The organism is Allokutzneria oryzae, assembly GCF_042429765.1.
Taxonomy (GTDB): domain Bacteria; phylum Actinomycetota; class Actinomycetes; order Mycobacteriales; family Pseudonocardiaceae; genus Allokutzneria; species Allokutzneria oryzae.
Window position 1 is genome coordinate 418,177 of sequence record NZ_JBHLZU010000026.1, and the last position, 21,463, is coordinate 439,639.

At 71.4% G+C, this 21,463-nt stretch carries 19 protein-coding genes; 15 read left to right on the forward strand and 4 right to left on the reverse strand.

The window, feature by feature from the left end; genetic code table 11:
• Positions 1–317 precede the first annotated feature (317 nt).
• From ACFFQA_RS30530 to ACFFQA_RS30550, 5 genes are read left to right on the forward strand one after another with little or no spacing between them, the layout of a single operon-like run.
• A complete protein-coding gene (locus ACFFQA_RS30530; RefSeq protein ID WP_377859838.1) occupies positions 318–1,715 on the forward strand; it encodes an extracellular solute-binding protein in 1,398 nt (465 codons plus the stop codon).
• The gene (locus ACFFQA_RS30535; RefSeq protein WP_377859840.1) at positions 1,702–2,643 is read left to right on the forward strand and encodes a carbohydrate ABC transporter permease; all 942 of its coding nucleotides are present in this window, start codon (positions 1,702–1,704) and stop codon (positions 2,641–2,643) included. Before ACFFQA_RS30530 ends, ACFFQA_RS30535 begins: the two co-directional genes overlap by 14 nt.
• On the forward strand, positions 2,640–3,461 hold the full coding sequence (locus ACFFQA_RS30540) for a carbohydrate ABC transporter permease (protein WP_377859842.1): 822 nt from the start codon (positions 2,640–2,642) through the stop codon (positions 3,459–3,461). The genes ACFFQA_RS30535 and ACFFQA_RS30540 overlap by 4 nt, the downstream gene beginning before the upstream one ends.
• The gene (locus ACFFQA_RS30545; RefSeq protein ID WP_377859843.1) at positions 3,461–4,540 is read left to right on the forward strand and encodes an ABC transporter ATP-binding protein; all 1,080 of its coding nucleotides are present in this window, start codon (positions 3,461–3,463) and stop codon (positions 4,538–4,540) included. The genes ACFFQA_RS30540 and ACFFQA_RS30545 overlap by 1 nt, the downstream gene beginning before the upstream one ends.
• Positions 4,537–5,763 carry a CehA/McbA family metallohydrolase gene (locus tag ACFFQA_RS30550; protein WP_377859845.1) on the forward strand — a complete coding sequence of 409 codons (1,227 nt, stop codon included), beginning with the start codon at positions 4,537–4,539 and terminating at the stop codon, positions 5,761–5,763. Before ACFFQA_RS30545 ends, ACFFQA_RS30550 begins: the two co-directional genes overlap by 4 nt.
• Before the next feature lie 35 nt (positions 5,764–5,798).
• Here the strand turns inward: ACFFQA_RS30550 and ACFFQA_RS30555 are convergent, their stop codons facing one another.
• On the reverse strand, positions 5,799–7,013 hold the full coding sequence (locus tag ACFFQA_RS30555; protein ID WP_377859847.1) for an outer membrane protein assembly factor BamB family protein: 1,215 nt from the start codon (positions 7,011–7,013) through the stop codon (positions 5,799–5,801).
• A gap of 137 nt (positions 7,014–7,150) precedes the next feature.
• Between ACFFQA_RS30555 and ACFFQA_RS30560 the strand changes: the two genes are divergently transcribed.
• Complete coding sequence (locus ACFFQA_RS30560) at positions 7,151–7,870, forward strand: TetR/AcrR family transcriptional regulator (protein ID WP_377859849.1); 720 nt, start codon at positions 7,151–7,153, stop codon at positions 7,868–7,870.
• Positions 7,871–7,882: 12 nt separating this feature from the next.
• Here ACFFQA_RS30560 and ACFFQA_RS30565 read toward each other — a convergent pair whose 3' ends face one another.
• Positions 7,883–10,609 (reverse strand): glycoside hydrolase family 38 N-terminal domain-containing protein, encoded by a 2,727-nt coding sequence (locus ACFFQA_RS30565; RefSeq protein ID WP_377859851.1) that lies wholly within the window; start codon positions 10,607–10,609, stop codon positions 7,883–7,885.
• A gap of 233 nt (positions 10,610–10,842) precedes the next feature.
• On the opposite strand from ACFFQA_RS30565, the gene ACFFQA_RS30570 reads away from it, so the two are divergent.
• The 6 genes from ACFFQA_RS30570 (at position 10,843) to ACFFQA_RS30590 (ending at position 16,169) form a co-directional block, all read left to right on the forward strand.
• Complete coding sequence (locus ACFFQA_RS30570) at positions 10,843–12,087, forward strand: cytochrome P450 family protein (RefSeq protein ID WP_377859853.1); 1,245 nt, start codon at positions 10,843–10,845, stop codon at positions 12,085–12,087.
• Between the two features lie 40 nt (positions 12,088–12,127).
• On the forward strand, positions 12,128–13,408 hold the full coding sequence (locus ACFFQA_RS30575) for an adenosylmethionine--8-amino-7-oxononanoate transaminase (RefSeq protein ID WP_377859855.1): 1,281 nt from the start codon (positions 12,128–12,130) through the stop codon (positions 13,406–13,408).
• A gap of 49 nt (positions 13,409–13,457) precedes the next feature.
• Positions 13,458–14,174 (forward strand): dethiobiotin synthase, encoded by a 717-nt coding sequence (gene bioD, locus ACFFQA_RS30580; protein WP_377859857.1) that lies wholly within the window; start codon positions 13,458–13,460, stop codon positions 14,172–14,174.
• A 113-nt stretch (positions 14,175–14,287) separates the two neighbouring features.
• Entirely contained in the window at positions 14,288–15,310 is a 1,023-nt protein-coding gene (gene bioB / locus ACFFQA_RS30585) for a biotin synthase BioB (RefSeq protein ID WP_377859859.1), read from the forward strand.
• A gap of 11 nt (positions 15,311–15,321) precedes the next feature.
• Positions 15,322–15,510 (forward strand): biotin synthase auxiliary protein BsaP, encoded by a 189-nt coding sequence (gene bsaP, locus ACFFQA_RS38065; RefSeq protein ID WP_446681694.1) that lies wholly within the window; start codon positions 15,322–15,324, stop codon positions 15,508–15,510.
• A gap of 32 nt (positions 15,511–15,542) precedes the next feature.
• Positions 15,543–16,169: a DUF2567 domain-containing protein gene (locus ACFFQA_RS30590; RefSeq protein ID WP_377859861.1), complete on the forward strand. Its 627-nt coding sequence runs from the start codon at positions 15,543–15,545 to the stop codon at positions 16,167–16,169.
• Positions 16,170–16,398: 229 nt separating this feature from the next.
• Here the strand turns inward: ACFFQA_RS30590 and ACFFQA_RS30595 are convergent, their stop codons facing one another.
• The gene (locus ACFFQA_RS30595; RefSeq protein ID WP_377859862.1) at positions 16,399–17,073 is read right to left on the reverse strand and encodes an LON peptidase substrate-binding domain-containing protein; all 675 of its coding nucleotides are present in this window, start codon (positions 17,071–17,073) and stop codon (positions 16,399–16,401) included.
• Positions 17,074–17,083: 10 nt separating this feature from the next.
• Positions 17,084–17,782, reverse strand: coding sequence for an NUDIX hydrolase (locus tag ACFFQA_RS30600; protein ID WP_377859864.1), 699 nt, complete (start codon positions 17,780–17,782; stop codon positions 17,084–17,086).
• Between the two features lie 103 nt (positions 17,783–17,885).
• Here ACFFQA_RS30600 and nadA point away from each other — a divergent pair, with 103 nt between their 5' ends.
• Genes nadA through nadC form a run of 3 tightly spaced genes read left to right on the forward strand, consistent with a single transcriptional unit; the run spans position 17,886 to position 21,405 of the window.
• Positions 17,886–18,878 (forward strand): quinolinate synthase NadA, encoded by a 993-nt coding sequence (nadA, locus tag ACFFQA_RS30605; RefSeq protein ID WP_377859930.1) that lies wholly within the window; start codon positions 17,886–17,888, stop codon positions 18,876–18,878.
• Positions 18,875–20,515, forward strand: coding sequence for an L-aspartate oxidase (locus ACFFQA_RS30610; protein ID WP_377859866.1), 1,641 nt, complete (start codon positions 18,875–18,877; stop codon positions 20,513–20,515). Before nadA ends, ACFFQA_RS30610 begins: the two co-directional genes overlap by 4 nt.
• A complete protein-coding gene (gene nadC, locus ACFFQA_RS30615) occupies positions 20,512–21,405 on the forward strand; it encodes a carboxylating nicotinate-nucleotide diphosphorylase (RefSeq protein WP_377859868.1) in 894 nt (297 codons plus the stop codon). The genes ACFFQA_RS30610 and nadC overlap by 4 nt, the downstream gene beginning before the upstream one ends.
• Positions 21,406–21,463: the final 58 nt, after the last annotated feature.

Genomic DNA, 21,463 nt, shown 5'->3' on the forward strand with positions numbered 1-21,463 from the left:
CGCCGAGATCATCGCGCCGAGGGCAGGGGCATCTCCCGGCCCAGGCCGAAGATCGAGATCTCGGCAGTTGGTAGAGCGCGCTAACGCTTTCGGTCTGCCGCTTGGACCGAAGTGGCGGTCCAATGCCCGACATATCCGCTGCTCAGGGCCACTTGAGCAATCAAGTGGCAGTGGTGGGGGAGGCGTGTCCGCGCCCACATCGGCGAAGGAAACGGTCTGGGAACAGCTCTTGTCATCGTTGTCGGACTGGCCCAGGATTGCCGACCTCAGGGGATGCCAACTGCAGATGACCACTCAGTGACGAGGAAGGTCTGAGAATGCGACGGAGAGCCGCCCTCGGTGCGCTCGTGGCCACGACCATGGTCCTGAGCGGGTGCCTCGGACAGCCACAGAACGCCGACACCGCCCGTAACGCCGACGCCACAGAGATCTCGCTGACGATCACCGGCAACGCCGTCGCCGGTGGCAAGAACGCCGCGAAGGCGGCCTGGGTGACCGACTGGGTGATCCCCCGGTTCGTGGAGCAGCAGAAACAGAAGGGCGTCACCGCCACCGTCCGGTTCGACGGCAACGGCGCCGGCGACGAGGACTACAAGACCAAGATCGCGCTGGACCTGAAGACCGGTGGCGGCGCCGACATCATGGGCATCGACGGCATCTGGGTCGGCGAGTTCGCAGGCGGCAGCCAGATCAAGCCGCTTGAGGAGATCGTCGGCAAGGACAAGGTCGAGGCGTGGGAGGGCTGGAAGCAGATCCCGCAGGCGGTGCAGAGCGTCGGCTCCTTCGAGGGCAAGCGCTACGGCGTTCCGGACGGCACCGACGGCCGGGTGCTGTTCTACAACAAGAAGCTCTTCGCGCGGGCCGGTCTGCCCGCCGACTGGCAGCCGCGCAGCTGGGACGAGCTGCTCTCCGCCGGTGAGGCGCTCAAGCGGCTGCCGGGCGTGACGCCGATCCAGCTCAACGCGGGCACCGCGATGGGCGAGGCGGCGACCATGCAAGGCGTGCTGCCGATGCTGGTCGGCACGGGCAAGCCCCTGCTGACCGACGGCAAGTGGCAGGGCGCGACCAGCAACGTCAAGGACGTTCTCGGCCTGTACCAACGGATCTACGGCTCCGGGCTGGGCGATCCGTTGCTGCAGCAGGAGGCCAAGGGGCGGGACAAGTCCTTCGCCCAGTTCGCCGACAACAAGATCGGCATCCTGCTGGAGAGCGACTACCTGTGGCGCTCGGTGCTGGAGCCGACCAAGGGCGCGGCGAAGATGGCCGACCGGAACAGCTCGGTGGGCTGGGCGCTGGTCCCGGCGCAGCGGCCCGGCTCCGGCGTGCGCGGCCAGGACTTCGTGAGCATGTCCGGCGGCTCGATCAACCTGATCAACGCCAACAGCAAGTACCCGGCGCAGGCGTGGGAGCTGTTGCAGCTGATGAACTCCGCCGAGGCGGTCAAGGCGCGGCTCGGCGGTGCCGCACAGGTCACCCAGCGCACCGACGTCAACAACGAGGTGCTCGCCGGGGACCCGATGCTGTCGTTCGTCGCGCAGAAGGTGCTGCCGATCACCGAGTACCGGCCCGGCGTCGCCGACTACACCAGGGTCTCCGCCGCGTTGCAGCAGGCGACGGCGGACGTGGTGAGCGGCAAGACCGCCCAGGAGGCGCTGACGGCCTACCAGGCGGCGCTGACCAAGGTCGTGGGAGAGGCCAAGGTTGTCTCCGGCTGACCCGGGCACCACGACCGTGACCGAACGCCCGTCGGTGGCGCGCCGCGCCAAGCGGTTCGCCACCGACGTCGCCGGTCTCGGTCTTGCCCGCGCCGTGGGGTTCGTCGCGCCCGCGTTGCTGCTGATCGCGGTGTTCCTGATCTTCCCGGCGCTCTGGACCATCTACATCGGACTGACCAACTACCAGCTCACCGGGCCGAACTCGGTCGCGCCGCAGCTGGTCGGGATCGACAACTTCGTCACCGCGCTCAACGACGCGCTGTTCCAGAACTCGTTGTGGCTCACGGCGTTGTTCGTGCTCGGCTCGGCGGTGATCGGTCAGAACATCCTGGGGTTCACGCTCGCGTGGACGCTGCGCAAGGCCAAGCCCGGCCTGCGGCGCGTCGTGGAGTCCCTGGTGCTGCTGGCGTGGATCCTGCCGAGCACGGTGGTGGCCTACCTCTGGTTCGCGGTGCTCGACCGCGATGGCGGCACGCTCAACGCGCTGCTGGGCTCGGAGGGCACCGCGTGGCTCGTCGAGTACCCGATGCTGTCGCTGGTCGTGTTCAACACCTGGCGCGGCACGGCCTTCTCGATGCTGCTCTACAGCTCGGCGCTGGCCGCGGTGCCGCCGTCGCAGCTGGAGACGGCGCGGGTGGTCGGTGCGAGCGGCTGGCAGACCGTGCGCGACATCGTCTTCCCGCACATCCGCGGTCACGTGCTGACCAACACGCTGCTGATCAGCTTGTGGACGGCCAACGACTTCTCGCCGTTCCTGCTCACCGCAGGTGGTCCCAACCACGCCTCGGAGACGCTGCCGGTGTTCATCTACCGGCAGGCGCTCGAAGGCGGTCAGCTCGGTTACGCGTCGGCGATCTCGTTGTTGCTGCTGCTGGCGAACCTCGTGGTCGCCGCGGTCTACCTGTGGTTGCTGCGGAGGAAGTCATGAGTCCGCTGATGATGGTGCGGCGCATCGGTTTCTACGTGGTGATCGCCGTGCTGATGGCGTTCTTCGCGATCCCGATGCTGTGGTTGGCCAGCGCGCCGTTCGACAGCAAACCGGGGCTCGGGCTCCGCTGGCCGGACTGGACGCTGGACAACGTCAAGACGACGTTGGAGCACCCGTACGCGTTGACCTCGCTGTGGAACTCCTTGGTCATCTGCGTGGTGGCAACGGTGATCACCGCGACGTTCGCCGCGCTCGCGGCCTACGCGCTCTCCCGCGTCCGCATTCCCGGCCGCGACCTGATGCTCTACGTGCTGCTGCTGTTGTCCAGCGTGGTCACCGGCACCGCGGCGATGGTGCCGATCTTCGTGATGATGTTCCAGCTCGGGCTGATCAACTCGCAGTTCGGCACCGCGCTGGTGATCGCGGGCGGCATGTTGCCCGCTGCGATCTTCATCCTGAAGGACTTCGTGGACTCGGTCCCGCGCTCCTACGAGGAGTCCGCGCGGGTCTTCGGGGCGTCGCCGTTCCAGGTGCTCACCCACGTCGTGCTGCCCGTCGCCCGCCCCGGCATCGCCACGATCCTGGTGTGGGCCTTCGTCAACGCCTGGGGCAACTTCCTGTTGCCGTTCCTGCTGATCCGCGAGGTCGGCAAGCAGCCGGGCGCGGTGCTGCTGCGCACGCTCCAGGACGAGGGCGGCAGCGTCAACCTCACCGTCATCCCGGTGTTCTCGCTGCTGTACTCGATCCCGGTGGTCGTGTTGTACGTGCTGGTGAGCAAGCGCTACGGGTTCCGCTTCCACGGAGGGATCAAGAGCTGATGGCCGGAATCGACATCCGTGGTCTGTCCACTGTGTACCCCAACGGGGTGCGCGCGGTGGACGGGCTCGACCTGGAGATCGTCGACGGGGAGTTCTTCGCGTTGCTGGGTCCGTCCGGTTGCGGCAAGACCACGTTGCTGCGCACCATCGCCGGGCTGGAGCAGGCCAGCTCCGGTGAGGTGGTGATCGGCGGAGAGGACGTCACCGGGGTCGATCCCGGCAAGCGCAAGGTCGCGATGGTCTTCCAGGACTACGCGCTGTTCCCGCACATGACCGTCGCGGAGAACATCGGTTACCCGCTGCGGGTGCGCGGTGAGTCCAAGGCGCGGCAGCGCGAGGTGGCCGAGGAGACCTCCGGCGGGCTGAGCCTGTCCGGGCTGCTCGACCGGCGCCCCGGCCAGCTCTCCGGAGGCCAGCAGCAGCGGGTCGCGCTCGCCAGGGCGATCGCCATGGACGCCGGGGTGCTCCTGCTGGACGAGCCACTGTCCAACTTGGACGCACGACTGCGGCTGGAGGCGCGGACGTTCCTCAAGCGGTTGCAGCGCGAGCTCGGGCTCACGACCGTCTTCGTCACCCACGACCAGGCCGAGGCGCTCGCGCTGGCCGACCGGATCGCGGTGATGGAGTCCGGGAGGATCCGTCAGCTCGGCAGTCCGCGCGAGGTCTTCCAGCGCCCGGCCAACACCTTCGTCGCCAACTTCATCGGCTCGACCCCGATGAACCTCCTGGACGCCGTGGTGCGCGACGGGTTCGTGGAGGTCGCGGGCGCGCGGGTGACGCTGCCGCCCGGCGTGCTGCTGGCCGACGGGACGCCGGTCACCGCCGGGATCCGGCCGGAGTACCTCAACCCCGGCGCTGGCGAGGGCATCACCGGTGTGGTGTCCACTGTGGAGAACCTCGGCGTCTCGTCGCTGGTGTCGATCGAGTGCCCCGGTGAGGTCCTGGTCGGTCTGACCGTCCCGGAACAGCACGAGCCCTCGGTCGGCGAGACGGTCACCGCGGCGCCGGAACCGGGCCGCCTGCTGGTCTTCGACGAGGAGGGCCTGCTGCTCGGGTCGGCCGAGGTCGCGGCGACATGACCGTCCACAGTGGTCGATGGGTTCGCGAGGACCGCGCCGCGCGGATGTGGCCGGGGCTGGCCTTCGAGGTGCCGGTGGGGGCGCCCGCGGTCACCGTGGAGCTGGAGTTCGACGACTCCTCCGGTGCGGTCATCGACCTGGGGTGCGAGGGTGCCGCGGGCTGGCGTGGCTGGTCTGGCGGCGCCCGGCGCTCGTTCACCATCACGCGGGACTGGGCGACTCCGGGGTACCTGCCTGGAGAGCTGGAGCCCGGCCCGTGGCACGTGGTGCTCGGGCTGCACCGGGTTCCGGTCGACGGCGTCGACTACCGGGTCACCGTGTCGTTCGCCCCCGTCGCCCGGCCGTCGCCGATGGACTCGCCGAAGGTGCCGCAACGGCCTCCGGTCCGCGACCTCCCCGCCGCGCCCGGGCTGCGGTGGGTGCCCGCCGACTTCCACTCGCACACGCTGCACTCGGACGGGGCGTTGACGGTCCCGGAGCTGGCCGCGCTCGCCGTCTCCCGTGGGCTGTCGGCGTTGGCGGTCACCGACCACAACACCGTCAGCCACCACGCGGAGCTCGCCGAGGTGGGGCAGCGGTACGGCATCGCGCTCGTCCCCGGCCAGGAGGTGACCACAGAGTCCGGGCACGCCAACGCCTTCGGTGACATCGGGTGGATCGACTTCCGGCGGCCCGCCGTCGAGTGGCTGTCCACTGTGGAGGAGCGCGGCGGCCTGCTGTCGGTCAACCACCCCCTCGGCGCGGACTGTTCGTGGCGGCACCCGCTGCCCCGGCGCGCACCGCTGGCCGAGGTGTGGCACTCCAGCTGGCTCGATCCCCGGTGGGGCGGACCACTGGCGTGGTGGCAGGCGTGGGGCCGCGAGGTCACGCCGATCGGGGGCAGCGACTGGCACCGTTCCGGCTCGGACGCGATTCCGGGCACCCCGACGACGTGGGTCGCGGTGGACGCAGCGGCCTCGGGGCCGGGGGAGCTGGCGCTCGCTGTGCTCGACGGCCTGCGCGCGGGGCGGACGGCGGTCTCGGCCGGGCTCGACGCGCCGGTGTTGCTGCCGGTGGACGGGGAGTTGGTCGCGGTGGACGCCGACGGAACCCTCGTGATCGACGCCGAGGGGTCGCGTCGGCCGGTCCGCGGCGCGTCGTGCACGCTCCCGGCGGGAGCGGAAGGCGGGATGGTGCTCTTCGGTCACGACAGCGCCGTGGTGTCCATCTGCGCTGCTCCGTGAGCCAGTGAACGCCGCGGCCGTTCTGTTCGCAGCGGTCAGCGAACGGCGCGGTGGGCCCAGACGGTGTCGCGCACCACGCTGATGCCGTAGCCGGGAACGACGTAGTCCAGGTCGTCGAGCTCGCCCAGCGTCGGGTCGAGGTCCTTGCCGGTGCGGGCGTCCAGCGTCATCAGCCCGTGGGAGGAGGTCACGTAGGCCACGCCCTTGTGCGCGGTGTTCAGCGTCGGGGCCTCGCGCTTGGCCGCCTTGTCCGGCAGCTCCCACCGCTTCGACATCGACGTCGCGTCGAACCCGGCCATGTACTGGCCGTAGAAGCTGCGCCCGCAGACCACGGCATTCTCGTCGTCGGAGTCGCAGCTCCACGGGCCGTCCAGGGTCAGCCTGGGCTGCCCGGTCGCGGTGTCGAGCAGGTAGGTGGTCGTTTTGGCCAGCTCGCCCGCCGGGGTGCCCGCGAAGCTGGCGAGGCGGTCGCCGACCATCCGCGTGCGGCTGAAGGGGTGTCTGGGCTCGCCGTCGAACTTCGGGCCCGTCCAGCGCTGTGCGCCGTCCCCTGCCGCCAGCCCGACCGCCTCGGTCGTGATGCCCTTCGTCACGTGGTGCCCGACGACGATGTCGCCCGCCAGTCCGATCGCGGTGAACCCGGGCTTGTTCCACTTGGGGGTTCCGTCCACCGTGGACAGTGCGACCGTCGCGGACACCTTCAGCAGGTCGGCTTCCACGACCACGGTGTTCCGGTCGGCGCCGACGATGCGCGGCGTGTTGTCCGGCAGGAGCAGGGCGTCCGACGCGTCGATCGGGCTCTCCCATGCCTTGGCGCCGGTCTTCGGGTTGTACGCGATGACCGTGTAGCGCATGTGGTCCTGGCTGGTTCCCGTGCCCTTCACCGTGTGCGCGACGGCCAGCAGCACCAGCGACCCGTCCTCCAGGCCGTAGGGCGCCGAGACCTTGGCCTTCTGCGGGACCTCGATCGGGAACTCCTTGCGGGGCTCACCGTCGAGCCCGAAGACCCGGATCTTCGGGCGCTCGCCGGTGTCCACCGAGGCGACCGCGTCGCCGGTCAGCGTGAAGGGGGTGGTGCCGACCCGCTCACCCTTCGGCTCGAACTGGCGCGGCGGGTTGACCAGCTGGGTCGCGGGCTTCGTGGTCACCGGGGGCTGTTCCGTTGACTGGGGGCTCGGCTGTTCCTGTTCGCTGGAACAGCTGGTGACCAGCAACGATGCGGCAAGGACGGCGGCGGCGCGAACTCGCATGGGCGGGCTCCAGGGCGACTGTTATTAGGGGATACTTAGTTATGCTTCATAACGCAGCGAGGAACCGTAACAGTCCGGGCCGCCGCGCGGTCGCCTAGGCTGGGGAAAACGGCGATGGGGGCGGTGTGCGCGAGGCGGTGAGCAGACGAGACCGGCTGCGGGCCGAGCTCGATCGAGACCTGCGGACAACCGCGCGACGGCTTCTCGTCAACGACGGCCCGGAAGCGGTCGCCTTCACCGCGATCGCGCGGGAGCTGAGCATCACCCCGCCCGCGATCTACCGCTACTACGCCAACCGGGACGAGCTGATCCAGGCGCTGGCGCACGACCTGGTCACCGAGCTCGTCGACGGACTGCACGCCGCATCGGCCGCGGTTCTCGACAAGCACCCCGGGCGGCAGATCCTCGCCATGATGCGGGACTTCCGAGCGTGGTCGCTGCGCAACCGCGCCGAGTTCACCCTGCTGCTGGGCAACCCGATCCCCGAGGCCAGCCGGGTGACCAGCGAGCTCGCGCGCGACTGGATGCACCTGGCATGGGCCTTCGGCGAGCCCTATGAGCGACTCTGGAAGCTGCGGCCGTTCGCGGCCCCCGCCGACTCCGAGCTGAGCGAGGAGCTGTGCGCGCAGCTCGACCGCTACCGGGAGCTGATCGGCTTCACCATCCCGAGAGGCGCCGTGCTGCTGTTCTTCGAGTGCTGGAGCCGGATCTACGGCGCGACGTGTCTGGACGTGTTCGGGCACTTCAGCATGGCGGTGCCGGATCTGTCCTCGGTCTACGAGCAGATGTGCCAGGGCGTCTGCGCGAAGCTCGGCATCGACTACGAGCCGCCGGCGGAGGCCACCGGCGGCTCGTAGACGTCGATCGGGTCAGCGGTTGAGGCGCACGCCCGTGATCTCCCAGGGGCGCATGGGGACCTCGACCACACCGTCCACAACGGACAGTTCATCGACCACCGCGCCGGTGAGGTCGACGCGGGCCGCGGTGACGAGGCCGGGGAGGCTGACCTTCGCGGTGCTCGCGGAGGCGGAGTACGAGACCAGTCGCAGCTCCAGGCCGTCGCGCTGGCGCAAGCCGCAGGCCGTCGCACCGGTCACCGCGATGCCTTCGCCCGCCGACAGCTCGGACGCGTCGCCAGTGCCCGCCACAGTGATCAACGGGTTGCGGTAGCGCTCCGCCGCGTCCATCAGGTTCGCCGACGCCCAGTCGCCCGCGTGCGGCAGGACGGCGAAGCAGCTCGTCGTCACGCCGGGGACCTGTGCCTCGGGGATCGGCGTCGTCGGACCGGCGGGCTCCGCCCGTAGCGGGTGGAGGTTGCGGCTGATCGCCCCCACCGCGCGCAGCAGCGTCAGAGCCAGTTCGGAACCGTCTTCGCTTACTTCGTACTCGGTCACGTTGTGCAGCAACACACCTGTGCCACCTGCGTCCACAAAGGACGATGCGGGGAAGGTTGGAAGCGGGTGCTCACCGTTGCCGCCCTCGTTGACGAGTGCGCGCTCCACCACGGAGAACTGGCCCTCCGCGTGCGAGCTCGTCGCGGTGCGAGCCGTGGGGAGGTGGAAGCGGACGCGGTGGTCGACGCTGCGGTTGTCGAAGGAGACCTCGATGCGGGCGAAGGGCTCGTTGACGCGGAGCTCCACGCGCATCGTCACCTCGACCGCGACCGTCTCCGGGGTGCGGGCCGTGCCGTCGAAGTCCACCAGGCCCTTCGGCCAGTCGTAGGACCTGCGCACCACGACCGCGCCCAGCAGCGGACCCCGCTCGGCCTCGACGACGGAAACCGCGGTCGGCTTGTCCACCAGGGTGTCGGTCATCGGCGGGCCGTAGTTGTAGCTGTCGCCCGCGTCTCCGCCGTCCACGATGCGGCCGACCCCGTCCAGGACCGTGCCGTCCGCGCCCGTGACGCGCAGCGTGCCGTCCTCGTTCACCGCGACGGAAACCAGGCCGTTGCGCAGCGATCCGTCCACAAAGGACACTTCGCCGGGGAGGACGCCAATGCCGGGGCGCGGGCGGACCGACGCCCAGCCCAGCGCGGGCGCGGTGGTCAGCGCCAGCAGCTCGCGGCTCGGCTCGTCGACCACGCGCAGCCGCCACTCGCCGGGGCCCGCCGCCGCGACCGCCGCGGTCAGCTCGTCCGCGAAACGCTCCACGTCGTAGGCCGGATCGCCCATGCGGCCGACGGTGAACGTGACCGTGTGGTCGGAGATCTCCGCGCGCTGGATGGCGCGGCTGTACATGACCTGGCCGAAGGTGCGCCTGCGCACCGCGTTCACCAGGTCCTGCGCCGGGAAGGTCGCGTCGATGAGGTTTCGCTGCGCGCGGGCGACCTCCTGGGTCGGCGCGAGGCTGCCGTCGGGGAGTTCGAGTGCGACCTCGGACCACTCGTCGGGCGCGACCACCTGGCAGCGCACCAGGTCCGTGCGCTCGTGCGCGCTCGGGTTGACCACGACCACCGAGTCCGACGGGGCAGTGGCGGCGAGCTCGTTCAGCGTGCGGTCGCGGACCGCGCTGCCCAGCTGCTCCGCCTCCGCGATGCGGGCCGCGACCTGCTGGGCCGTGGTGTCCGCGCCGCAGCCGGTCACCGAGTCGTGGCAGGAGGCGTCGACCAGGCGCAGCCACGCCATGCCCAGGAACGGTTCGGCGGCCGACGGGCACCACAGCGCCGACAGCGGCTCCGCGTAGCGCTCCACCATCCGCTCCGCCTCGGCCATCGCCCGCTTCACGGCGACCCGCACGGACAGGATGCCCGGCAACAGGTTCGCCCTCGCGTGGCTGCGGAGCTCGCCGAGCACCTCGGGCAGCCCGGTCTCCTCCGGGTCGCGCCCGGACAGCGCCTCCGCCAGCGTCTCCAGGCGCAGCGTCACCTCCGCCGCGGAGCCCTGAACCGCGCCGACCTGCTCCAGCAACGTCGGGATCGGGGCGCTGTGGTCGGTGCCGTACATGGCGAGCGGCTCGGTGTCACCGAACCAGGCGCGCATCTGCTCGGCGAAGGAAATAGAGCGCTCTACTGTCGCTGAAGGGTCGCTGAACAGCACTGACGCGTTGCCGTAGCCGCCGGGCAGGTACTCGGTGCGCACGGCGGAGCCGTCCGGGGAGACCCAGCGGAACGAGTGGTGGTCGACATGGGCGGGGACCCCGCGCCACAGGCACGCCTGGTCGAAGCCGAAGCCGCGCAGGATCTGCGGCAGCTGGGCGGTGTGGCCGAACTGGTCGGGGATGTAGCCGACGCGCATGGCGCCGCCGAGCTCCGCCGAGCGCGCCAGGCCGATCTCCAGGTTGCGCACCAGGTTCTCGCCGGAGCACAGGAAGGAGTCGGCGAGCACCCGCCACGGCCCCACGGCCAGCTGGCCCGAGCGCACCAGGGCGATCACCCTGGGCAGCGCGTCCGGACGGACCTCCAGGTAGTCGTCGACGGCCGCGGTCTGCCCGTCCAGGGTGAACCGGAAGCGCGGATCGGCCTCCAACCGGGGGAGGACGGTGTCGAGCAGGTCCACGAGCTGGAGCCGGAACCGCTGGAACGGTTCGTACCACTCGCGGTCCCAGTGGGTGTGCGGGACAACATGCACCGTGCGGCGAGAAACAGTGGCGTCGGTCACGCCCGGCACCGTAACCGCGGACCGGCGGCGCTGTCAGTGCCGAATCGTCGGAAGTGGACCGCGAGGCGTGGCCTTTCGCGCCCAGCCGGGTCCTTTCCGTCGAACCTGGTCGTGTGACCAGGGTTTTCGGCAATCGCGCCGCTGCCGTCGAACTCGCCATAGGCTGGCCGAAACCGCGAGAGACGCCCGCTCGGCCGTGGCCGGGCGACTGGCGCGCTGGAGGGGGACGCCAGATGCCGGTCGACGCCACGACTCCCAGGGTGTCCGGTGCCACGCTGTTCACCGACGAGTACCTGCAGAACTCCCACGAGGTCCTGGCGCTGCTGCGGGCCGACGGGCCCGTGCACCGGGCGCGCACCGCGAACGGGCTGCACGCCTGGGTGGTGACCAGGTACGACGACGCCAGGGCCGCGCTGGCCGACGACGTGGGCCTGCTGAAGAACCCCGAGGGCCTCACCGCCGCGATCCGGGCCAACCTCGACGACCCCGAGCGGGGCCTGACCTTCTCCGCCGACATCGCCCACCACATGCTCAACAGCGACGGCGCCGACCACGCCCGGCTGCGCGGGCTGGTGGGCGCGGTCTTCACCGCCGAGCGGATCGAGCGGCTGCGGCCGGGGATCATCCGGATCGCCGACGAGCTGCTCGACGCCATGGCGGGCAAGCGCCGCGTCGACCTGATCGACGAGTACGCCCTGCTGCTGCCGGTCGCGGTGATCTGCGAGCTGCTCGGCGTTCCCCGCCAGGACCGGGACCGCTTCCGGAGCTGGTCCAACAGCATCCTCGGTGCCGCGGACCCGGACGCCACCCGGGACGCCAGCATCGCGCTCGCCGCGTACCTGGTGCAGCTGATCAGGGGCAAGGCCGCGATGCCTGGCGAGGACCTGCTCTCGGCGCTGCTGACGGCGGGCGAGGAACAGGACCGGCTGAGCGAGATCGAGCTGATCTCCATGGTCTTCCTGCTGCTGGTCGCAGGGCACGAGACGGCGGGCAACCTGATCGGCAACGGCGTGCTGGCGCTGCTGCGCGAACCCGGCCAGCTCGCCGCGCTGCGCGCGGACCCGTCCCTGCTGCCGAGGGCGGTCGAGGAGCTGCTGCGCTTCGACGGCCCGGTCGCGATGACCACGCTGCGCTACACCGCGAAGCCGGTCACCATCGGCGGTGTCGACATCCCCCGGGGCGAGATCGTCTTCATCGCGCTCACCTCGGCCAACCGGGACGGGGCGCGCTTCACCGACCCCGACCGCCTTGACATCACCCGGCCGGTGAGCGAGCACATCGCCTTCGGCCACGGCATGCACCGCTGCCTCGGCGCCCCGCTGGCCAGGATCGAGGGCGAGGTGGCGATCGGGCGGCTGCTGGCGCGCTTCCCCGAGCTGCGGCTGGACGCCAGGGACGGGGAGATCCGCTGGCGTCGTTCCACGCTCATGCACGGCCTGCACGCGCTGCCGGTCGCGCCCGGGGCGCCCGCGACGTGAGCCGGTCCTGACGAGGCGACCGGCTGGATAACCTGTCCGGGTGACCCCTGAGCAGCTGCTTGCCGCCGACCGAGAGCACGTCTGGCACCCGTACGCGCCGATGCCCGGGACGCACGAGCCGTTGGTGGTCGAGTCCGCCCGAGGCGTGCGGCTGCGGCTCGCCGACGGGCGCGAGCTGGTCGACGGCATGTCCTCGTGGTGGTCGGCGTTGCACGGCTACCGGCACCCGGTGCTCGACGAGGCGGTCCGCGACCAGCTCGGCCGGATGAGCCACGTGATGTTCGGCGGGCTGACCCACGAGCCCGCCGTGCGACTGTGCTCGCGGCTGGCGGAGATCACCCCGGAGCCGCTGCGGCACGTGTTCCTCAGCGACTCGGGCTCGGTCTCCGTCGAGGTCGCGGTCAAGATGTGCTTGCAGTACTGGCGTTCCCGCGGCCGAGTGGACAAGCGCCGGGTGCTCACCTGGCGCGGCGGCTACCACGGCGACACGTTCCTGCCGATGAGCCTGTGCGACCCGGACGGCGGCATGCACAGCCTCTGGACCGGGGTGCTCGCCGAGCAGGTGTTCGTGCCCGCCCCGCCGACGGGCTTCGACGCGGACATGGACACCGGGTACGTGCAGCTGCTCGCCGACGAGATCGAGCGGCACGCCGACCAGGTCGCCGCCGTGATCGTCGAGCCGGTGGTGCAGAACGCGGGCGGCATGCGCTTCCACAACCCGAGGTACCTGCACGTGCTGCGCGAGCTGACGCTGGCCAACGACGTGCTGCTGATCTTCGACGAGATCGCGACGGGCTTCGGCCGCAGCGGCGCGCTCTTCGCCGCCGACCACGCCGGGATCAGCCCGGACGTCATGTGCCTCGGCAAGGCGCTGACCGGTGGCTACCTGTCGATGGCCGCGACGGTGTGCACCACGGAGGTGGCCGAGGGGATCTCGCGCGGAGAGCTGCCGGTGCTGGCCCACGGCCCGACGTTCATGGGCAACCCGCTCGCCTCGGCCGTCGCCAACGCCTCGATCGACCTGCTGCTCGGGCAGGACTGGGCGGGCGAGGTGGCGCGCGTCGAGGCGGGACTGCGGGCCGGGCTCGCGCCCGCCCTGCGGCTGCCCGGCGTCGCGGACGTGCGGGTACTCGGCGCGATCGGCGTCGTGCAGCTCGACCACCCCGTGGACATGGCCACCGCGTCGAAGGCCGCGATCGAGCAGGGCGTGTGGGTGCGCCCGTTCCGCGACCTCATCTACGTCATGCCGCCGTACGTGAGCACCGACTCCGACATCGCGGCCATCACCTCCGCGGTGGTTGCCGCCGCCGCTGCGGGGTAGCTCACCCTCAGTGGATGCACGGACATGGAGTCTGGGTAGCGTGCGCGGCGTGACGCTGCTCGTGATCACCGGAACCGGCACCGAGGTCGGCAAGACCGTCGCCACTGCCGCGGTCGCCTCGCTCGCGCTCGCCGCGGGCAAGCGGGTCGCGGTGGTCAAGCCCGCGCAGACCGGTGTCCGGCCGGGCGAGCCCGGCGACGTCGACGAGGTGGTGCGGCTCGCGGGTGAGCTGACCGCGGTGGAGCTCTCGCGCTACACCGACGCGTTGTCCCCCGAGGCGGCGGCGCGCCGCTCCGGCCTGTCTCCGATCCGGCCGGCCAAGGCCGCCGACGCGGCGGCCGAGCTGGAGGGCTCCCACGACGTCGTCCTGGTCGAGGGCGCGGGCGGCCTGCTCGTCCGCTTCGACCACACCGGCGGCACGCTCGCCGACCTCGCGTGGGCGCTCGGCGCCCCGGTGCTGCTGGTCGCCGCGGCGGGCCTCGGCACGCTCAACACCACCGCCTTGACCTCGGAAGCGTTGCGCCACAGGGGAATCGAGTGCCTCGGCGTGGTCGTCGGCTCGTGGCCTGAGCAGCCCGATCTCGCCACCCGCAGCAACCTGCTCGACCTGCCGGTCGCCGCGCGCGCCCCGCTGCTCGGCGTCCTGCCGAGCGGACTCGGCAAGTACGAGCGCGAGGACTTCGTCCGGACCGCGCGCGCCCGGCTCGCCCCGCAGCTCGGCGGCGAGTTCGACCCCGTGGCCTTCGCCGAGCGGAACGCTCCGTAGCCGCTGCCGCCGAGTGGGTGGTTGACCGTCGGGAGTGATCTGGGCCTCAGTGCCGAGGGCGCGGGGTGCGGCACACTGCTGCCCGACGCAGCCGTCGAGACGAGGGAGTCACGGTGACCTCAGCCGCCGAACGCACCGACGACGACGTGCTCGACCTCGCGCGCGAGGTGGTCCTGGAGCGCGGCGAGGGCCTGCCCGAGGCGGACGTGCTGCGCGCGCTGCGACTGCCGGACGAGCGCCTGTCCGAGCTGCTGGAGCTCGCCCACCAGGTCCGGATGCGCTGGTGCGGCCCGGAGGTCGAGGTCGAGGGCATCGTCAGCCTCAAGACCGGCGGCTGCCCGGAGGACTGCCACTTCTGCTCGCAGTCCGGCCGGTTCCCCACCCCGGTGCGCTCGGCCTGGCTGGACATCCCCGGCCTGGTGAAGGCCGCCGAGCAGACCAGGGCGACCGGCGCGACGGAGTTCTGCATCGTCGCGGCGGTGCGCGGTCCGGACAAGCGGCTGCTGTCCCAGGTCAAGGCGGGCATCGAGGCGATCCGCGCCTCCGGCAACGACATCCAGATCGCCTGCTCGCTGGGCATGCTCACCCAGGATCAGGTGGACGAGCTGGTCGCGATGGGCGTGCACCGCTACAACCACAACCTGGAGACGGCGCGCTCGCACTTCGACAAGGTGGTCACCACGCACACCTGGGAGGAGCGCTGGGAGACGCTGCTCATGGTCCGCGCCGCGGGCATGGAGGTCTGCTGCGGCGGGATCATCGGCATGGGCGAGACCGTCGAGCAGCGCGCCGAGTTCGCCGCGCAGCTGGCCGAGCTGGGGCCGGACGAGTGCACGATGAACTTCCTCATCCCGCAGCCTGGGACGCCCTATGAGCACTACGAGGTGGTGCCGGGCAAGGATGCGCTGCGCACGGTCGCGGCGTTCCGGCTGGCGCTGCCGAAGGCGCTGCTGCGCTTCTCCGGCGGGCGGGAGCTGACCTTCGGCGACCTGGGCACCGAGCAGGGCATGCTCGGCGGGATCAACGCGATCATCGTCGGCAACTACCTGACCAACCTCGGCCGTGCCGCGCAGAAGGACCTCGACATGCTCACCGAGCTGAACATGCCGGTCAAGGCCTTGAGCGAGACCCTGTGACGGCGCCCGGCGTGTACTGCGAGACTTGTGGGAAACCGCTGACCGAGAATGAGCACTCGGTGTGCAGGGCCCGGCAGGAGATCAACCCGCCGAGGTTCTGCGGCCGGTGCCGGCGCCGGATGGTCGTCCAGATCACGCCGACCGGTTGGGCAGCGCGGTGCGGCGTGCACGGCGAGAGACAGAGCCCGGCGACGACGTGAGACGGTCGCCGGGCAGCGATGAGGGGAACGGGTTGACCGAGCAGCAAGGTGGACGCGCGGTGCCGGTGCGGATCCCGGCGGCGGTGGACACCGACCTCCACTTCGACGGGGACTACGACCCGCCTTTCCCCTACCACCACGAGCCGCCCCGGCCCAGGGTGGTCGTGAAGGCGGACCTGTTGCCCTCGCTCAGCGCGTTCTCGTTCATCTCGCTGCTCGGCGTCCCGGTCGCGTTCGTGTGGTCCCTGCTCGCGCCGGGCGAGCGCAAGGTGGTCAGCTCCGAGGGCAAGCTGGTCGGCCTGCCCTGGGAGAGCTACCACCGCTACGACGCGCTCGCGGTGTTCCTGATGATCGGACTGGGGGTCGGGCTGCTCACCGGCTTCGGCATGTGGCTGCTGCGGCGGCGGCGCGGCCCGGTGATGATGATCGCCACCGGCCTTGGCTCGGCGGCGGCCGCGGCGCTTGCCATCCAGCTGAGCGGCCTGTTCGCGGGCTGGTGGTACCCGACCCCGGACGCGCTCAAGGTGGGCGACGTCCTGCTCCAGGCGCCGTCACTGACCCTGTGGTGGGCGGTACTGGCGCAACCCACCACAGCACTCCTCGCCTACGGCATCTCAGCGGCCTGGAACGGCACCGACGACCTCGGCCGCCGCCACTAGTCCTCGTCTCGACCCGTCGCTGCACTGGCGCGTCCGTGGGCTGGCGCGTCCGGGAGCTGGCGTGGTCGGGGAGCTGGCGCGTCCGCGGGTTGGCGTGGTCGGGGGTTTCGCGTTTTGCCACCTTGTTGCGGGATGGAGCGCTCCCAATTCGCATTACGCCTACAAAACGCGAGCGGAGGGGTGCCGACTCGACCGACGGGGCCCCCCGGGGGTGACGGCGGAGCGGGTCCTAGTTCTTGGCGAAGTCGGCGGCGAACTCGGAGAGCGGGGCGGGGACCGCCCGGAGGGAACGCAGGATCTCCGCCTCGCGCTTGAGCAGGCCGCGCACCATGCGCAGGCGGCGGACCGGGTCGCCCTCCTCAAGGACCTGTTGGCGGTCGTCCAGTGCCAGCAGGCAGTCCTCGGCCAGCACGTGCGCCAGGGTGGTGATGTCCTCCGACGTGCACGGCTCGCGCCAGTCCTCCTCGCGCCACGCCGTCGCGCAGTAGGCGCGGTGCGCCGCCCGCGCCTGGTCGGCGAGGTCGGCGACCAGGTCGGCGTCGGTGACCGGCTCGTCCGGCAGCCACTCCACCTCCGCCATCAGGTAGGGGGCGGCGTCGTGCTCCACGCCGAGCAGGCGGAAGCGGCGTGTCCCCTTCACCACGATGTCGTAGCGCCCCTCCGGCAGCTGGCGGGCTTCGCGCAGCAGCGCCGAGCAGCCGACGTGGTGGACCGCTGCCATGTCGTCGGTGCGCATGTCCCAGCCCTGGCGCGCCGCGACGACGCCGAAGGTGCGGTCCGGCCGCATCCCCTTCACCAGGTCGATGACGAGCTGGCGGTAGCGCGGCTCGAAGATGTGCAGGGGCATGGACGCTCCCGGCAGCAGAACCGCGCCCAACGGGAACAGCGGAAGCGTGTCGGTCACTCCGCTGACATTAGGGCCATCGCGCGGAGCGCGCCGGGCGGTTGTGGGCCGGTGGACGGAAAACCGCGAACGGGTCGGTCACCTGGAGACCACGGGCGGTGAAGCGGAACAGCGCCGCCGGGCGCCCGCCGGACGGGCCGGGCGGGGCCGTGCTGCCCGTGGGTTCGAGCAGGCCACGGCGGGAGAGGACGCGTTGCAGGTTGGTCGCGGAGACCTTGTAGCCCAGCGCCGCCGAGTAGAGCTCGCGCAGCGTGGAGACGGTGAACTCCGGGCCGGCGAGCGCGAAGCCGAGGTTTGTGTAGGAAAGCTTGGCGCGGAGGCGGTCCCGCGCTCTCGGCACGATCACGTCGTGGTCGAAAGCCGTCTCCGGCAAGGCTTCCACGGGGTGCCAGGCGGTGTCCTCCGGCAGCGCCGGGTCGACGTCGCAGGGGACGAGGCCGAGGAAGGCCGTCGCCACCACGCGCGCGCCGGGCACCCGGTCCGGGGCGCTGAAGACCGCGAGCTGCTCGACGTGGGTGAGCTGGCGGACGTCGACCTTCTCGGCGAGCTGGCGGCGGATCGAGGTCTCCACGTCCTCGTCGGGGCGCAGCTTCCCACCGGGCAGCGACCAGCGCCCCGCGTCGGGGGCCAGTGCCCGCTGCCACAACAACACCTGGAGTGATCCGGCTCTCACCTGCAGCACCGCTGCGAGCACCTCATGTACTGCCATCGCCCCAGTTGATACCATCAAACCCGTTTTCGCTTGTTAGGCGAAAACCCGGGTGATGGGCAAGCGCCCGGCAGGCAGCGAGGAGGACTCGATGGCTACACCGATGGTGGCGACCCCGTACGGCGGAGTCGTTCCGGACGCCGCATGGGCGGAGGAGGTCCGCGCGCTGGCCAGGCAGCGCGACGCCGTGCTGCTCGCGCACAACTACCAGCTGCCGGAGATCCAGGACATCGCCGACCACACCGGTGACTCCCTCGCGCTGAGCCGGATCGCCGCGGAGAGCTCCGCCTCGACGATCGTCTTCTGCGGCGTGCACTTCATGGCCGAGACCGCGAAGATCCTCAGCCCGGACAAGACGGTGCTCATCCCGGACGCCCGCGCGGGCTGCTCGCTGGCCGACTCGATCACCGCGGACCAGCTGCGGGCGTGGAAGGCCGAGCACCCCGGCGCGGTCGTGGTCTCCTACGTCAACACCACCGCCGACGTGAAGGCGGAGACCGACATCTGCTGCACCTCGTCGAACGCGGTGGACGTCGTCCGCTCGATCCCCGCCGACCGCGAGGTGCTGTTCCTTCCCGACCAGTTCCTCGGCGCGCACGTCCGCCGCGAGACCGGGCGGGACAACATCCACGTCTGGGCCGGGGAGTGCCACGTGCACGCGGGCATCAACGGACCCGAGCTCGCCGACCGGGCCGCCGCGTTCCCCGACGCGGACCTGTTCATCCACCCCGAGTGCGGCTGCGCGACCTCGGCCCTCTACCTCGCGGGCGAGGGCACCGTGCCCGCCGAGCAGGTCAAGATCCTCTCCACCGGCGACATGGTGAAGGCCGCGCGCAGCACCTCGGCGACCTCCGTCCTGGTGGCGACCGAGGTGGGCATGCTGCACCAGCTGCGCAAGGCCGCCCCGGAGATCGACTTCCGGGCCGTGAACGACCGCGCGTCCTGCCCGTACATGAAGATGATCACTCCGGCGGCGCTGCTGCGGAGCCTGCGGGAGAACGCCGACGAGGTGCACGTGGACGCCGAGACCGCGCGCAGGGCGCGGGGCGCGGTGCAGCGCATGATCGAGATCGGCACACCCGGCGGTGGCGAGTGAGCGCCCCGCTGCGCGAGGTCCGCTCGGCGAGCTGGGAGGCGCGCGCCGACCTGGTCGTGGTCGGGACCGGCGTCGCGGGGCTGACCGCCGCGCTCACCGCGCACGAGCTCGGCCTGCGCGTCCTGGTGATCACCAAAGCCTCCGCGGAGGACGGCAACACCCGCTGGGCGCAGGGCGGCGTCGCGGTCGTGCTGCCGGGCCAACACGACGCGGGCGACTCGGTCGACAGCCATGTCGCGGACACCCTGACCGCCGGGGCCGGGCTCTGCGACGAGGTGGCCGCTGCCGCGATCATCAAGGACGGTCCGGCCGCGGTCGACCGGCTGATGCGGCTCGGCGCGACCTTCGACCTGGGCAGGGACGGCGACAAGCTCGCCCGCACCCGCGAAGGCGGGCACAGTGCGTTCCGCGTCGTGCACGCCGGGGGTGACGCGACCGGGGCCGAGGTGGAGCGCGCGCTGCTCGCCTCGGTTCGGGACGGCCGGGTTCCCCTGCTGCACAACCACATCGCGGTGGAGGCGCTGCACACGCCAGCCGGGCAGGTCGCCGGGCTGCACGTGCTCGACGGGGCCGGGGTGCCCGGAGTGCTCAGGGCGCCCGCGGTCCTGCTCGCCACCGGCGGGCTCGGCCAGCTGTTCCAGGCGACCTCCAACCCGGAGGTCGCCACCGCCGACGGGCTCGCGCTCGCGCTGCGGGCCGGAGCCGCCGTCTCGGACGTGGAGTTCGTGCAGTTCCACCCCACGGTCCTGTTCACCGGAGCCGGTGCGCGCGGCCGCTGCCCGCTGGTCACCGAGGCCGTTCGAGGTGAGGGCGCGGTGCTGGTCGACGCGTTCGGCGCGCGGGTGATGACCGGCGTGCACCCGCTCGGCGATCTCGCTCCGCGTGACGTCGTCGCGGCCGCGATCACCAGGCGGATGGCCGAGACCGGCACAGACCACGTGTACCTGGACGCCACGCACCTGGGCGGCGAAGCCTTCCGGCGACGGTTCCCCACGGTGCACGCGGCCTGTCTCGCGGAGGGCATCGACCCGGCAAGGGACGGGATTCCCGTTGCCCCAGCGGCACATTTCGCGTGCGGCGGTGTTATGTCCACTGTAGACGGTCGGACGTCGTTGACGGGCTTGTACGCCGCGGGTGAGGTGGCGCGCACGGGACTGCACGGCGCGAACCGCCTGGCCTCCAACAGCCTGCTCGAAGGACTCGTGGTCGGGGCGCGGGCGGCGCGTGCGGTCGCGTTCGACCTCGGCGCCGGGCTGCTCGGTGATCCACGGCTGGTGGAGGTCGGCGACCTGCCCGCGGCGCGGGTCGCGGACCGGATGCCGTTGCAGGACGCGATGAGCCGCTACGCGGGTATCGGCAGGGACGAGGCTGGGATCGCGAAGGCGCTCTGCGTGCTGGAGTCCGCCGTTCACCGTCCACTGAAGACGCACAGGGCGGTCGAGGACGCCGCGTTGGCCCTGGCGGCGAGGGCGCTGCTGACCGCGGCGGCGGCGCGGACCGAGTCCCGTGGTTGTCACGTGCGGCTCGACCACCCCGACCGCGACGACGCGCGGTGGTCGCGCAGCCTGCCGCTGCGCTTGGACGTGTCCGGTCAGCCGGTGCTGCTGGGCGCGATGGCACTGGGAGGTGCGGCATGAGGGCTCTCTCGCCGGAGACCCAGATCAACCTCGTCGCGGCGGGGCTCGACGTGGAGGACGTGCGCCGGGTCGTTGACACCGCGCTGAACGAGGACCTGCGCTACGGCGCGGACGTCACCACGCTGTCCACGGTGTCCGCCACCGCCATCGCGGTCGCCGACATCAACCCGCGCGTGCCGGGGGTGCTCGCAGGCGGGCCGCTGGCGCTCGCCGTGTTCGACGCGGTGCTCGGCGTCGGCGGCTACCAGGTCCTGGGCGTGCGGCCGGACGGTTCACGGCTCCAGGCGGGCGAGTCCGCCCTGCGGCTGCGCGGGCCGGTTCGCGGCCTGCTGACCGCGGAGCGGACGGCGCTGAACCTGCTGTGCCACCTCTCCGGCGTCGCGACCGCGACCGCCGCGTGGGTCGACGCGGTCGAGGGGACCGGCTGTGCGGTGCGGGACAGCAGGAAGACCCTGCCCGGCATGCGGTTGTCGCAGAAGTACGCGGTGCGGTGCGGCGGCGGGCAGAACCACCGCCTCGGGCTCGGCGACGCGATCCTGATCAAGGACAACCACGTCGTCGCCGCCGGATCGGTCGGGGCGGCGCTGAAGTCCGCGCGGGCGTACGCGCCGGAGCTCGTGTGCGAGGTCGAGGTCGGTTCGCTGGCCGAGCTCGACGAGGTCCTCGCCGAGGGCGCCGAGCTGGTGCTGCTGGACAACTTCACCGTGGCGGAGTGCGCGGAGGCGGTTCGCCGCAACCGCGCCGCGGCCGCTCCCGCCCTGCTGGAGGCCTCCGGCGGCCTGACGCTGGCGGTGGCGCGGGCCTACGCCGAGACCGGGGTGGACTTCCTGGCCGTCGGCGGGCTGACGCACTCCGCTCCTGCCCTGGACCTGGGGATGGATCTGGAGTAGGCCGTTCGGAGGAAGGGGTGATGAAATTGCCCCTTCTTTCGTTACATCTCGTGATGTA

What these genes read in the sequence shown, in the direction of transcription:
- ACFFQA_RS30530 (WP_377859838.1), top strand. Translation starts at nt 318, where the DNA reads ATGCGACGGAGAGCCGCCCTCGGTGCGCTCGTGGCCACGACCATGGTC.
- ACFFQA_RS30540 (WP_377859842.1), top strand. Translation starts at nt 2,640, where the DNA reads ATGAGTCCGCTGATGATGGTGCGGCGCATCGGTTTCTACGTGGTGATC.
- ACFFQA_RS30545 (WP_377859843.1), top strand. Translation starts at nt 3,461, where the DNA reads ATGGCCGGAATCGACATCCGTGGTCTGTCCACTGTGTACCCCAACGGG.
- ACFFQA_RS30550 (WP_377859845.1), top strand. Translation starts at nt 4,537, where the DNA reads ATGACCGTCCACAGTGGTCGATGGGTTCGCGAGGACCGCGCCGCGCGG.
- ACFFQA_RS30555 (WP_377859847.1), bottom strand. Translation starts at nt 7,013, where the DNA reads ATGCGAGTTCGCGCCGCCGCCGTCCTTGCCGCATCGTTGCTGGTCACC.
- ACFFQA_RS30570 (WP_377859853.1), top strand. Translation starts at nt 10,843, where the DNA reads ATGCCGGTCGACGCCACGACTCCCAGGGTGTCCGGTGCCACGCTGTTC.
- ACFFQA_RS30600 (WP_377859864.1), bottom strand. Translation starts at nt 17,782, where the DNA reads ATGGCAGTACATGAGGTGCTCGCAGCGGTGCTGCAGGTGAGAGCCGGA.
- nadA (WP_377859930.1), top strand. Translation starts at nt 17,886, where the DNA reads ATGGTGGCGACCCCGTACGGCGGAGTCGTTCCGGACGCCGCATGGGCG.
- nadC (WP_377859868.1), top strand. Translation starts at nt 20,512, where the DNA reads ATGAGGGCTCTCTCGCCGGAGACCCAGATCAACCTCGTCGCGGCGGGG.